Annotated in this window: 11 protein-coding genes; 7 read left to right on the top strand and 4 right to left on the bottom strand. The window is 72.6% G+C overall.

What is annotated here, in order from left to right; genetic code table 11:
- Positions 1 to 218: 218 nt before the first annotated feature.
- Complete coding sequence (locus ACWF94_RS07050; RefSeq protein WP_453485480.1) at positions 219 to 1049, top strand: pentapeptide repeat-containing protein; 831 nt, start codon at positions 219 to 221, stop codon at positions 1047 to 1049.
- Positions 1050 to 1180: 131 nt separating this feature from the next.
- On the opposite strand, the gene ACWF94_RS07045 is transcribed toward ACWF94_RS07050, so the two are convergent.
- Positions 1181 to 2044: a lysozyme gene (locus ACWF94_RS07045; protein WP_453485478.1), complete on the bottom strand. Its 864-nt coding sequence runs from the start codon at positions 2042 to 2044 to the stop codon at positions 1181 to 1183.
- A gap of 233 nt (positions 2045 to 2277) precedes the next feature.
- On the opposite strand from ACWF94_RS07045, the gene ACWF94_RS07040 reads away from it, so the two are divergent.
- Positions 2278 to 2790 carry a MarR family winged helix-turn-helix transcriptional regulator gene (locus tag ACWF94_RS07040; RefSeq protein ID WP_453485476.1) on the top strand — a complete coding sequence of 171 codons (513 nt, stop codon included), beginning with the start codon at positions 2278 to 2280 and terminating at the stop codon, positions 2788 to 2790.
- Between the two features lie 382 nt (positions 2791 to 3172).
- Here the strand turns inward: ACWF94_RS07040 and ACWF94_RS07035 are convergent, their stop codons facing one another.
- Positions 3173 to 3961, bottom strand: coding sequence for a hypothetical protein (locus ACWF94_RS07035; protein WP_453485474.1), 789 nt, complete (start codon positions 3959 to 3961; stop codon positions 3173 to 3175).
- Positions 3962 to 4346: 385 nt separating this feature from the next.
- Here ACWF94_RS07035 and ACWF94_RS07030 point away from each other — a divergent pair, with 385 nt between their 5' ends.
- From ACWF94_RS07030 to ACWF94_RS07010, 5 genes are read left to right on the top strand one after another with little or no spacing between them, the layout of a single operon-like run.
- The gene (locus tag ACWF94_RS07030; protein WP_453485472.1) at positions 4347 to 7442 is read left to right on the top strand and encodes a nitrate- and nitrite sensing domain-containing protein; all 3096 of its coding nucleotides are present in this window, start codon (positions 4347 to 4349) and stop codon (positions 7440 to 7442) included.
- Positions 7439 to 7921: a roadblock/LC7 domain-containing protein gene (locus tag ACWF94_RS07025; protein WP_453485470.1), complete on the top strand. Its 483-nt coding sequence runs from the start codon at positions 7439 to 7441 to the stop codon at positions 7919 to 7921. Before ACWF94_RS07030 ends, ACWF94_RS07025 begins: the two co-directional genes overlap by 4 nt.
- Positions 7918 to 8340, top strand: coding sequence for a DUF742 domain-containing protein (locus ACWF94_RS07020; protein ID WP_453485468.1), 423 nt, complete (start codon positions 7918 to 7920; stop codon positions 8338 to 8340). The genes ACWF94_RS07025 and ACWF94_RS07020 overlap by 4 nt, the downstream gene beginning before the upstream one ends.
- Complete coding sequence (locus tag ACWF94_RS07015) at positions 8321 to 8977, top strand: GTP-binding protein (protein WP_453485466.1); 657 nt, start codon at positions 8321 to 8323, stop codon at positions 8975 to 8977. The genes ACWF94_RS07020 and ACWF94_RS07015 overlap by 20 nt, the downstream gene beginning before the upstream one ends.
- A gap of 57 nt (positions 8978 to 9034) precedes the next feature.
- Entirely contained in the window at positions 9035 to 10291 is a 1257-nt protein-coding gene (locus tag ACWF94_RS07010) for a styrene monooxygenase/indole monooxygenase family protein (RefSeq protein WP_453485465.1), read from the top strand.
- On the opposite strand, the gene ACWF94_RS07005 is transcribed toward ACWF94_RS07010, so the two are convergent.
- Positions 10243 to 11478 (bottom strand): NlpC/P60 family protein, encoded by a 1236-nt coding sequence (locus ACWF94_RS07005; RefSeq protein ID WP_453485482.1) that lies wholly within the window; start codon positions 11476 to 11478, stop codon positions 10243 to 10245. The two genes, ACWF94_RS07010 and ACWF94_RS07005, sit on opposite strands and share 49 nt — an antisense overlap.
- A 529-nt stretch (positions 11479 to 12007) precedes the next feature.
- A complete protein-coding gene (locus ACWF94_RS07000; protein ID WP_453485463.1) occupies positions 12008 to 12292 on the bottom strand; it encodes a hypothetical protein in 285 nt (94 codons plus the stop codon).
- Positions 12293 to 12557: the final 265 nt, after the last annotated feature.

Here is a 12557-nt window from a genome sequence, read left to right as displayed (position 1 = left end):
CATCGGTACCCACGGGCACCGATGCGCACCGACGGGCACCGATCGGTACGGCCGAAGGGGCTGATCCCCCGGCGTGAACAGCCTCTTCGGCCAAAACCCGGACCGGCGCCCCCCGGATCGGGATGATGTCCGGTGATGGACCTCCGGTGCCCGTGCACCGGGGGTCCTTCCCGTCCGCCCGGACCGGGACGCCTTCACCGTTCCGTCACAATGGAGCGATGGACACGACCGCCCGGCGGACCGGGAACCGCGAGCTGCGCGCGGACTGCGGGAACTGCTTCGGGCTGTGCTGTGTCGCCCTGCCCTTCGCCGCGTCGGCGGACTTCGCCGTCGACAAGGACGCCGGGACGCCCTGCCGCAATCTGAACACCGAGTTCCGCTGCGGCATCCACACCCGGCTGCGGACCAGCGGCTTCCCCGGCTGCACGGTGTACGACTGCTTCGGCGCGGGCCAGCAGGTCTCACGGCACACCTTCGGCGGCGAGGACTGGCGGCGGGCCCCTCGGACCGCGGGCCGTATGTTCGCGGTCTTCCCCGTCGTACGGCAGCTCCGCGAACTCCTCTGGTATCTCACCGAGGCGCTCGCCCTCCGCCCGGCGCACTCGCTCCGGGGTGAGCTGCGCGTACTGCTGACGGAGACCGAGGCGCTCACCGAGCTGGGCCCGGACGCGCTGCTCGCGCTGGATGTGGCCGCGCACCGGCGGCGGGTCGACGTACTGCTGCTGCGGACGAGCGAACTGGTCCGGGCGGGGTCGGCCGGGCGCGGCCGGAAGAAGAACCGCAGGGGCGCCGATCTGATGGGCGCGCGGCTGCGGGGCGCGGATCTGCGGGGAGCCACCCTGCGGGGCGCGTATCTCATCGCCGCCGATCTGACCGGCGCCGATCTGCGGAACGCCGATCTGATCGGCGCGGATCTACGGGGCGCGAATCTGTCGGGTGCCGATCTGACCGGCGCCTTCTTCCTCACCCAGCCGCAGGTCGAAGCGGCCACCGGGGACGCGGCCACCCGGCTGCCGGGGACGCTGGACCGCCCCGCGCACTGGTCCTGACCGGGTGGTCAGGGCCAGAGGGGAAGCACGGGGCGGTCTTCGAGGGGTAGTGGTCGGACGGGTTGTCGGGGTTGTCGGGGGTGTCGGGCGTTCAGGGGGTCGTTGTCGGGGTGTCGGCTGGGGACGGTTGGTCAGCCGTTCGCGAGGGACACGACCCGGTCGAGGCCCCCGTTGAATCTGTCGTGGTCACCGACGAGCGGCCCGGTCGAGGTGTACTGCCACATCGTGTGGAAGCCCCAGCCGGCCGGGAGGGTTCCCGGAGTGGTGTTGTAGCGGGCGATCCACAGCGGATTGCTCGCACCGAACGCGGTGCTGTTCCCGGTGCACAGGTCCCACCAGCTCGTCGCGGTGTAGATCACCGCGTCCCGCCCGGTGCGGGCCTTGTACTGGTTCAGGAAGTCCCTGATCCAGGCCACCATCGCGGACGGCGACTTGCCGTAGCAGTCCGCGCCGTACGGATTCCACTCCATGTCCAGCGCGCCCGGCAGGGTTCTGCCGTCCGGGGTCCAGCCGCCGCCGTTGTCGATGAAGTAGTCGGCCTGGGCGCTGCCGGTCGCCGTGTCGGGCGTGGCGAAGTGATACGCGCCCCGGATCATCCCGATGTCGTACGAGCCGTTGTACTGCTGGGAGAAGTAGGGGTTCTTGTAGTAGGTGCCCTCCGTGGCCTTGACGTACGACCACTTCACACCGCTGCTCCACAGTGCCGGCCAGTCGACATCGCCCTGGTGGCTGGAGACATCGACACCTTCGGACTGGGCGGCACGCGTCTCGGGCGGCAGGTCGCCCTGGCCGTCGTGCTCGATGACGCCCATGCCCATCTGGGCCGAGCCCCGTGGGGGGATGTCCGGTGGGACACCGGTGGCCGCGGCCGTACCGGGAAGGGTGAGAAGGAGGGAATGGACTGCGAGGAGAGCGCCTGTCACTGCGACGAGTGCACGGCGAGGTCTCCTCGGCGAACTGAGGGGAACGGTCGTTCCGGATCTTTCCACGGACACAGCGTGCCTCCGAAGACCTCATGGGGGGATCGCAGCCGGAGCGCCGGTCATACCGCGATGGAGCAATATGGTCTGCACATGCCAGACCTGACGCTACGCACGGAGAACACCCCCGTGGAAGAGGTGCCGGGTGCCGCCGTTGGTCTATGCCTGCGAAATACTGACCGAGCTGCGGCGATGGGGAACCGCGGCGGAAACTTTCAGGATTCGGAAAGCGTACGAGGGGTGCTGACGTGCACGGAAGCGGTACGGGGAGCGGGACGGGCCCCCGGGGCGGGGGTGGCGTGGACCAGGTATTCCTCGCGCTGGAGCGGGAGTTGGCCGTCTTTCTGCGCCGCGCGAGGGCGTCGTCGGGGGAGATGGCGCGGCTGCTCCACCCCGATCTGGAGGCCGCGGCCTACGGACTCCTCGTCCGCCTCGACGAGTCCGGCCCGCTGCGGGGCACCGATCTCGCCGGGTACTTCGGTGTCGGCAAGGCGACGATGAGCCGTCAGCTCCGAGCCCTCGAAGAGGTGGGTCTGGTCGCCCGCGAACCCGATCCGGCGGACGGCCGGGCTTCACTCCTACGGCTCACCGAAGAAGGCCGCGAGCGGTTCCGCCGTGTGAGGGATGTGCGCCGCGAGCGCCACGCGGCGAACCTGGCGGGCTGGGACCGGCGTGAGATCGCGGAGCTTGCGCGGCTTCTCCACCAGTTGAATGTCAGCCAGGGGGAGGCGGGCCAGGAGGACGAGTCCCCCGCGCCCTGAGGGCCCGGGCCTGCCCAAGCCCCAGCTCCTCGGTCCGGCCCCCGGTCCAGTCGGTTCCGCCCCGGCGCGTGAGGGTCCGTCCTCAATCTCCCCCAGACTTCGTCCGGGGGGACCCCCAACGGGCTGATCTTGCCCACCCTCGCACCAGCCCAGCCCCACCGGGCTCAGGGTCCGTCCTCAAGCGCCGGACGGGCTGATCTTGCTCACCCCACCGGGCCGAAAGCAGCGGAAATCCAGCCTCGCCTGGGGGTACCTCCCAGGCGGAGCCCTGGGGGCGATTGAGGCGCTGGGGGTCCCCCCACGCCGCAGGGCGTAGGTGGGGGCACCTCCACGCCCGCAAGGGCGTAGGGGGAGGTCCGGGGCGGAGCCCCGGGGGGCAGGGCTATAGCTCGACGAAGATCGCCGCCGCGTCGTCGTGGAGCTTCCAGCGGAGGACGTCCCCCCGCGCCGCCCGCGCGGTCTCCACCTCACGGACCCGGTCGATCAGCCCCTGCGCCCCCTCCTTGCGGAGCACGCCCACGCACTCCGCCCACCCGCCGACCGCGAACATGTCGACCCACCGCGACGCCCCGTCGGTCAGCGCGGCCACCGCGCGTACCTCGGCGCGGGGCGTGGTACCGGTCACCGCGCGGGACGCGACGGCCGGGTCGGCGGCGGCGGTGAAGAAGCCGCCCTCCGTGTTGCGGAGCGCGTCCGCCGAGGCGTGGGTGCGCAGCAGCTCCCTGGGCAGCCGGTCGAGGCGGTCGTCGAGCACCGCCCGTACCTCCCCGGCCGGTGATTCGAGCAGCAGCGCCGAGTCGGAGAGCACCAGATGCTCCACCTCGTCCGCCGGCCCGCCCCAGCGGGCGAGGGCGACCGTCGCCTGGGGCGTTCTCACGTGAGAAAGGTCACAGGTGTTCCGGTGGGCGTCGGCGGTGCGCCGGATTGCCATGGCCAGAATCTCGACCAACGGCATATCCCGCCGAGAAGCGGACAGTTCGAGCAGCGCGCCGCCGAGCCGCGCGGTGAACCACGGGACGCCGTGCTCACAGCCGTACTCCCCCTCGGGAGGAGTCACCCCGTCCAGGACCACGAGCGATCCGCCCCGGCCCGCCGCCGGCAGAGCAACGGATGCCCAGTCCTCGTTGGGGCGTTCGGGGGAGCCGGGGGAGGTGGCGAGTTCGATACGCATGATCCCCAGTCTGCATGACTCGTTCACATCGTCTGTACAACCGTGACATCGACCCGTACGGGCAGGTCAGAGGCTGTACGGGGCGTGTTCGACGGCTCGGGCGCACCCGGTGGGGCGCTGCGGGCGCGCATCCTGCCAAAGCCCGGCCCGAAGATCCAGTCCGCGTCCCGTCGGCACCCCCGTCGGCAACCGAGAGGAGTTGTTCGCCAACTCCTCAGTGATGTTCACTCGTTCAGGTGGCGGAGCGGCCGACTGCGCGCCTCCCTCCCAAAAGCACTGGAATGGTCTGAAGTCGTGCCAGAGGTCGGGATCATGTGTGTGACCGGTCGTCATCTCTCCGGCACGGTTCAAAGGGTGGACGAGTCAAGCAGGATTGCGAGCACCGGTGCAGAAGAAGCGGCCTCAGGCCCCCCTGGTCCCTGAGACGTTCCAGGCACAGCAGCACTCGCCCGTCCCTGCCGCGCGCGGCCGTGCCAAGCGCGTACGCAGCCGGCTGGTCGCGGGAGTCGCCGTCGTCAGTCTGGTCGTCATCGCGGCGGGTACCCCCGGCCTGTTGGCCACCTCCGCCGAACTGGCCGAGTCCCAGCGGCTGGTCGATCTCGCCGGGCTCAACCGGCAGGCCGTCACCCTCGCCCACTCGCTCTCGGACGAGCGCGACGAGGTCACGGCCTACATCGCGGCCGGTCGCGAGGCGCAGAAGGGCGCGAAGAAGGACCGGCGCCAGATCACCCCGACCCGCAGTGCCCGGGTGGACCGCCAGATCGACGAGATCCGCACGGTCATGCCGGACGACCGGGCCGAACTGCGCCGTGAGCTGGCCACCGTGCCCTCCGTCCGCCGCACGGCGCTGACCGAGGGCACGGCGATCGAGGCCCACCGGGCGTACACCGCCGTGATCGGCTCCCTGCACGCGCTCGCCGGGGAACTCGCCGAGAAGACCCCGCCGCGCGCGCCGGGCAACTCCCGCGCCCCCGTCGAGCTGGGGATCGCGGTCGAGCAGGCGGCGGCCACCCGCGGCCAGTTGATGGCCGCGCTCGCCGTGCCGTCCGAGCCGCCGAAGGAGACGATCGACCCGGTCACCGGGCTCCCGGAGCGGGAGGAGGGCGAGGGCGACAAGGCCGCCGCACGGAACCGCGACGCCCTCAGCGCCGCCGCCCAGCAGTCCCGGGTACGCGAACTGGCCGCCCTCGCCGACTTCGACCAGGCGGCGGGCAAGGAGGCCCGCGACTCGCTGGCCGCCACCGTCACCGGCGCCGAGGTCAAGAGCGCCGAGAGCTATCTCGCCAAGCTCACCGACCGGCCCGAGCTGTCCGATGGCGACCGCGAGTCCAACCGGGCCAAGGTGGAGTCCTCGCTCACCGCCCGTATCGAGCAGATGCGCGGTGTGGAGTCCTCCCTCGCCTCCGACCGGATCGCCAGCCTCGAAAAGCTCCGTGACGACGATGTCACCGCGCTGGAGGCGCGGATCGCGATCCTCGGCGCACTGGTGCTGCTCGCCATCGGCGTCTCCGCGGCCGTCGCCCGTACGCTCACCCGGCCGCTCGCCGTACTCCGGCTCGGCGCGGCCCGGCTCGCGGCCTCCCCCGAGACCGAGGAGCCCGTGGGCTTCACGGGCCGCAACGACGAATTCGCCCAGGTCGTACGGTCCCTCAACACCCTGCACGAGCGGGTGCGGGACCTCGGCGCCAGGGCCGAGCGCCTGGAGGGCGACCACGGCGGGCTGACGGACGCCCGCGACGCGCTGACCGCCGAACTCGCCACCGAGCGCGCCGAGACCCGGCTGCGCACCGAGGAACTGACCGCCGAGCTGCGGCGGCTGCGGCACACCGTCGACCACACCTTCGTCAACCTCTCCCTGCGCACCCTCGGTCTGGTCGAGCGCCAGCTCGGCGTCATCGAGAAGCTGGAGGAGCGCGAGCACGACCCGGAGCGCCTCGCCACCCTGTTCAAGCTCGACCACATGGCCACCGTCATGCGCCGCCACAGCGAGAATCTGCTGGTGCTCGCCGGGGCCGAGCACGGCCACGCCCACTCGGGCGCCGTCCCGCTGGTCGATGTGCTGCGCGCCGCCGTCAGCGAGATCGAGCGGTACGAGCGGGTCGTCATCCAGTCCCTGCCGCCGCACGCCCAGGTCGCCGGGTTCGCCGCGGACGACCTCAGCCACCTGGTCGCCGAACTGCTGGAGAACGCCACCTCGTTCTCCCCGCCGGACGCCCAGGTCGAGCTGTCCGGCTGGCTGCTGGAGAGCGGCGAGGTGATGCTCTCCGTCCAGGACAGCGGCATCGGGATGACGGACGTGCGGCTCGCCGAGCTGAACGCCCGGCTGGAGAACCCGGAAGCCTACGAGGCCGCTCCCACCGGCGATGACACCGAGGGCCTCGGCCTGCGGGTCGCCGCGCTGCTCGCCGCGCGCCACGGTGTCCGGGTCCAGCTGCGCGAGCAGAAGCAGGGCGGGGTCACCGCGGTCGTCGTCCTGCCGGGGGCCCTGCTGCCCAAGGAGCCGCCCGCCGGGAGCGGCCCCAGCATGTCGGACACCGGGTCGAGCCCGGCGGTGCAACTGCCCGGCTCGGTCGCCGAGGCCAACTCCAACGCGCTGCCGAGCAGCCCGCGCGTACCGCTGCCCGCGCCCCAGCCGGACGCACCCGCCGAGACCGGGCCGATCCCGCTGGTCGACCCGCTGGTGGAGGCCGCCGAGGCGGCCGTACGCGCCGCGGAGCCCGAGACGCACGAGCGGACGGCCGACGAGGGCCCGGAGCGCCGGGGCACCGAGGAGACGTCGTACGAGACGTCGTACGAGTCGGCGTTTGAAGCGACGTACGAGTCGACGTACGAGTCGACATACGAGACGACGTACGAGATGCGGCTGCCGGAGTCGCCGTCGGAGCCGGAGCCGGAGCCGTACGGGGGCGGGGTCCCGTCCCAGCCCCAGTCGTACGCCCAGCCCGGGCCCGAGCTGTACGCGCAGCCCGGGCCCGCCCCGGAGACGTACACCCAGCCGGACCCCGAGCCGTACACGCGGTCCGACCCCGACCCGTACGCCCGGCCCCTGTCCGAGCCGGACTCGTACCCGCACCCCGACCCGGCGCCGCACACCCCGTCGCAGGAACAGCAGCAGGAGCAGCCGCAGCCGCCGTCGCCGCAGCCGTACGCGCAGCCGGACTCGTACAGCTACCCCTACGGCGAACCGGAGACCCCCGGGTCCCAGCCGGCCCCGGCCCCGGTCGCGCCCGGTCCCGTGGCGGGGCCCGCGCCCGCGTGGGAGAAGGTCACCGACAAGGGCCTGCCCAAGCGCACGCCCAAGGTCGTCAAGCCGGCCGCCGCACCCGGCGAGCGCAAGAGCAGCATCGATGCCGACGCCCTGCGCCGCAGGCTCGGCGGCTTCCAGCGGGGGGCCGATCAGGGCCGCCGGGAGGCCGAGGCGGAGATCGCCGGAACGGCAACCGAAGAAGCGGGGGACACAGTCGAGGAGGCACGCAGTTGACTGCGACCGGCACGTTCGGCCTGAGTACCGAGGCCCGCAATCTGCACTGGTTGCTGAGCAATCTGGTGGAGGAGGTGCCAGGGCTGCGCTCGGTCGCCGTCGTCTCGTCGGACGGCCTGCTGCTGCTGTCATCCGACCCCGATCAGAACGTTCCCGCGACGGGCGGCCCCCGTGCGGACGGCCCCAAGGGGTCGAGCGCCGACCTCGCCACCATCGTCTCCGGGATCGGCAGCCTGACCATCGGCGCGGCCCGGCTCATGGACGGCGGCGGCGTCAGGCAGACGATGGTCGCGATGGAGGAAGCCTGCGTGTTCATCATGTCGATCAGCGACGGCTCACTGCTCGGCGTGCACGCGGAGGCCGACTGCGACATGTCCGTCGTCGCATACCACATGGGCCTCTTCGTGGGCCGCGCCGGACATGTGCTGACCCCCGAACTCCGCAGTGAGCTGCGCCAGTCGCTCGGGGGCACGCGGTGACAACGTCGTCGTCCTCCGGACTTCCGGTGCGCGGCGAGAACCGCCGCCCCGCCCGGGTCCGCCCGTACTCGCTCACCGGTGGCCGCACCCGCTTCGGCCATGTGCTGCTGGTCGAGACCTTCGTGGCCGCGCTCGAACCGCCCGCGCTCGAAGCGCCCGTGGACCGCAGAGAGCTGCCCCAGGGCGATCTCTCCTCGCGGGTGATGCCCGAACTCCAGGCGATTGTCGAGCTGTGCCGCCGGATGCGTACCGTCGCCGAGATCTCGGCGCTGCTCCAGATGCCGCTCGGCGTGGTCAGGGTGCTCCTCAGCGACCTCGCCGATCAGGGAAAGATCCGTGTGTACGGTACCGGGCACGGCCCGGGACGACCCGAACGCGCACTGCTCGAAAGGGTGCTGAGTGGACTCCGCCGCCTCTGAGACACTGCCCGCGCCAAGCGGTTCCGGGCTGCCGCGGCAGCGTTCCGCCGCCGACGAGGGCCCCCGGTCCTGGCAGCTCGATCACACCCGGGCCCCCACCGCCGCCAAGATCCTGGTCGCGGGGGGCTTCGGCGTGGGCAAGACGACCTTCGTCGGGACGGTTTCGGAGATCACTCCGCTCCTGACCGAAGCGCTGATGACCCAGGCCAGCGAGGAGTTCGACGATCTCACCGCGACGCCGGAGAAGCTGTCCACCACCGTCGCGATGGACTTCGGCCGGGTCACGCTGGACGATGATCTGGTGCTGTACGTCTTCGGCACGCCGGGGCAGCAGCGGTTCTGGTTCATGTGGGACGACCTGGCGCGCGGCGCGGTCGGGGCGGTCGTGCTCGCCGACACCCGGCGGTTGTCGGACTGTTTTCCCGCGCTCGACTACTTCGAGAGCAGCGGGCTGCCGTACATCGTGGCCGTCAATCACTTCGACGGTTCGGAGCTGTTCGACACGGCGGACGTGCGGGAGGCATTGACCATACCGGTCCATGTCCCGATTGTGATCATGGACGCGCGCAACCGGATCACCGTGATCGAGTCACTGCTCGAACTGGCCTCCCATGCGCTCGAAGCCACCCCCGAATAAATTCTGCGCAGTCCGGCGGCCCCCAACAGCTCGGACCATACGAAAGAGATTCTCCGGATGCGGAAGATACTCATAGTCGGAGCCGGTCAGTCCGGTCTTCAGCTCGCCCTCGGCCTCCAGTCGAAGGGTTACGAGGTCACCCTGATGTCCAACCGCACGGCCGACGAGATCCGGTCCGGCCGGGTCATGTCGACGCAGTGCATGTTCCACACCGCGCTCCAGTACGAGCGCGACCTCGGCATCAACTTCTGGGAGTCCCAGGCCCCGAGGATCGAGGGCCTCGGCGTCTCCGTCGCCGGGCCGGAGTCCCAGAGGCTGGTCGACTGGGTCGGCAAACTCGACGGTATCGCCCAGTCCGTCGACCAGCGGGTGAAGATGGCCGGCTGGATGGAGACCTTCGCCCAGCGCGGCGGACAGCTCGTCATCCATGGCGCGGCCGTCGGCGATCTGGACTACTTCTCCCGTACGTACGACCTGGTCATGGTCTCGGCGGGCAAGGGCGAACTGGTCTCCATGTTCGGGCGGGACGCCTCCCGCTCCCCGTACGACGCCCCCCAGCGCGCGCTCGCCGTCGCCTATGTGCACGGCCTGGGCCCGCGCCCTGAGCACCCCGAGTTCGACGCGGTCCGCTGCAATCTGGTCCCCGGTGTCGGCGAACTGTTCGTGATGCCGACCTTCACCCTCTCCGGCCGCGCGGACATCCTCTTCTGGGAGGGCGTCCCCGGCGGCCCGCTCGATGTCTTCCAGGGCATCAAGGACCCCGCCGAGCATCTCGCGCTCACACTTGAGCTGCTGGAACGTTTCCTTCCGTGGGAGTACGCCCGCGCCACCAAGGTCGAGCTGACCGACGCGGGCGGCACGCTCGCCGGGCGGTACGCCCCGACCGTACGCAACCCGGTCGGGCGGCTGCCCGGCGGCGGACTGGTGCTCGGGGTCGCGGACGTCGTCGTCGCCAACGACCCGATCACCGGGCAGGGCTCCAACTCCGCGTCCAAGTGCGCCGCCTCCTATCTGACCTCGATCGTGGAGCACGGCGACAAGCCGTTCGACGGGGAGTGGATGCGGTCCGCGTTCGACCGCTACTGGGACACCGCGCGGCACGTCACCAAGTGGACGAACGCCATGCTCGCGCCGCCGCCGGAGCACGTACTGAACCTGATCGGCGCGGCCGGACAGCTCCAGCCGGTCGCCGACCGGATCGCCAACGGGTTCAACGACCCCGCCGACTTCGAGAACTTCTTCTACGACCCGGTCCTCGCCGACGCCTATCTGGGCGAGGTCGCCGCGGCCTCCGGGGCGCCCGCCCCCGAGTAGCCGGTGTCCGGCCCCGCTGTGGCGCCCTCGGGGAGCCGCGGCGGGGTGTACTCGGCCAGCGGGCTGCCCGCCGGGTCCGGACGGACCGCGCCGAGCGGCGGATTCGCCGCCAGGGGCGATACCTTGACCTTCGCACCGGGGCGCGGGGCCTGGACCACCATCCCGCCGCCCAGATAGATCGCCACATGGGTGGCCCCGGGGAAGTAGACCACCAGATCGCCGGGGCGCAGCGACCGCAGCGGCACCCGGGTGAGCCGCGCCCACTGCTCCTGGCTGGTCCGGGGGATCTCCACACCGGCCGCCGCCCAGGCCCGCGAGGTCAGCCCCGAGCAGTCGTACGCCTGCGGGCCCGCCGCGCCCCAGACGTACGGCTTCCCGATCTGGCCGACCGCGTACCGCAGGGCCTCGCCGCCGGATGCGGTGGGCGTCCGGGGGCCGGTGGGGCCCGGCTGGCCACCGGGTGTGCCAGGGGCGGCGTCGCCGGGCGCTCCGGGGGTGCTCGGCTGGCCGCCGGGTGTTCCGGGGGTGCTCGCCTCGTCCCTGTCGTCTCTGCCGTCCCGGCCGGCGGGGTCGTCCCGGTCGGCGGATGCGGCCGGGGCGGCGGGATCGGCCAGGGCCGCGATCTGCTCGTCCGTGAGGGAGGCGAGCAACTGCTCGACGGCCCGCAGCCGGTTCTCCGCCGTCTCCTTCGCCCGCTGCTGCCGCTGGGCGAGTACCCGCTCCCGGGCCAGCGCCTTCCGGGACGCCGATGCCAGGGCAGCGGTCCGCTTGGCGTCCTTCGCCAGTCGGGTCACGGTGGACACCCGGTAGGCGGCGGCCCGCTCCATCACATGCCCCTCGTCCAGCGCGTGCCGAGGGTCCCGGGCGAGCAGCAGCCGCAGGTGCGGCGACAGCTCGGACCGCCCCTGGTACTGCTCCCGGGCCAGCCGCCCGGCGGCTGCCCTGCTGTCCAGCAGCGCACTCCGCGCCCGGCCGAGCCGTTGCCCGAGCCCCGCCGTCCGAGCCCGCTGCTTCCGCAGCCGGTCCTCGGAGGCGCGATGGTCCGCGCGGGCGTCCTCGGCCTGCCGGTAGAGGACCCGGAGCCGGGTGAGGGCGTCGGCGACGGCGACGGCGGGGGGCGCGGCCCCGGGCGGACGCCCCGCCACAGGCGCGGCCGTCCCGTCGCGGGCCGCTCCCGCCCCGACCACCGCTCCCGGGGAATCGCCGGTCGCGCCGGTACGCCCACCCGGTCCCGCCGCGGTCCCGGTCCCGGTCCCGGGCGCGTGCCCCGGCCCGCCCGTGGTCGGGGTGGGGCTTCCGGCGGGGGCTCCGCCCGTGGGACCGCGTTCGGAGTCGCCCCTGAGGGCAGGCTCGGGAGCGCCCATGAGCCCGGGCCGGGGGGCGTCCTTGGGCCCGGACCTGGGAGCGTCCTTGTACGCGGGCCGGAGGGCGCCCTTGGCGTCGGCCTGCCCCGATCCGGCCCAGCCGGGCGCGAGCGCGGCGGCCCACCCGGGCCCGGATGCCGCCCCCGTGGTCACCGGCCCCCACAACACGGCGGTCGTCGCCAGGGTCGCCGTACAGACAGCCCACCGCACTCTGCCCGCCACCTCATCACCTCCGCCGACGGGCGGCCCGCCCACCCGTCCCCCCGACCGTGCGGGCGCCCGGCCCCGCCCGCCTGACGAGGTGCGCGCATCGGCCCAACCCGATCACTCGTCGTGGCGGACTCCCCGGCCGCTACGGCGTGTCTCCCCGCCCCTCCGGTTTCGACCAGGGCCACTTCAGCTCACGCCGCTCCCGGCCCTCCGGCGCGTACAGGTACTTCCACCCCCGCTGGATCCCCAGCCGCTTCGTGTACCCGTGCGGCTCCCGCCGGTACGCGTACACGGTCGCCACCCCGCCGTCGTCCCCCGGCACCGGCACCTCGTACCACTTCGGCGGATGCCCGGTCGGCCCCACCAGCACGGCCAGCACCTGCCCATCCAGCGGCCCACCCACAAAGGGCGTGTTCTCACTTCTCACCCCACCAGTCTCACCCATCCCCCAGCCCCGGACCGGGCCAACAAATCTGGACTGGTCCGACAAATCTTGACCGGGCCAACAAATCTGGACCGGGCCGGCAAAATCAGCCCCTCCGGCGTTTGAGGAGCGGGGCGTGGGGCGGAGCCCCACCAAGGACCCGCGCCCAGCGCACGCCCCCCCCCCCCCCCCCGGGCCCCCCGGGGGCCCCGGCCCCCCGCCCGGCGGCGGCCCCCCCCCCCCCCCCCGCGCGCGCGGGGGGGCCCGG

The sequence above is a fragment of the Streptomyces sp. NPDC055078 genome, assembly GCF_053607985.1.
The sequence above is the reverse complement of the archived record's forward strand: the minus strand, read 5'-3'. Positions and strand labels throughout refer to the sequence as shown.

What these genes read in the sequence shown, in the direction of transcription:
- ACWF94_RS07050 (WP_453485480.1), top strand. Translation starts at nt 219, where the DNA reads ATGGACACGACCGCCCGGCGGACCGGGAACCGCGAGCTGCGCGCGGAC.
- ACWF94_RS07010 (WP_453485465.1), top strand. Translation starts at nt 9,035, where the DNA reads ATGCGGAAGATACTCATAGTCGGAGCCGGTCAGTCCGGTCTTCAGCTC.
- ACWF94_RS07035 (WP_453485474.1), bottom strand. Translation starts at nt 3,961, where the DNA reads ATGCGTATCGAACTCGCCACCTCCCCCGGCTCCCCCGAACGCCCCAAC.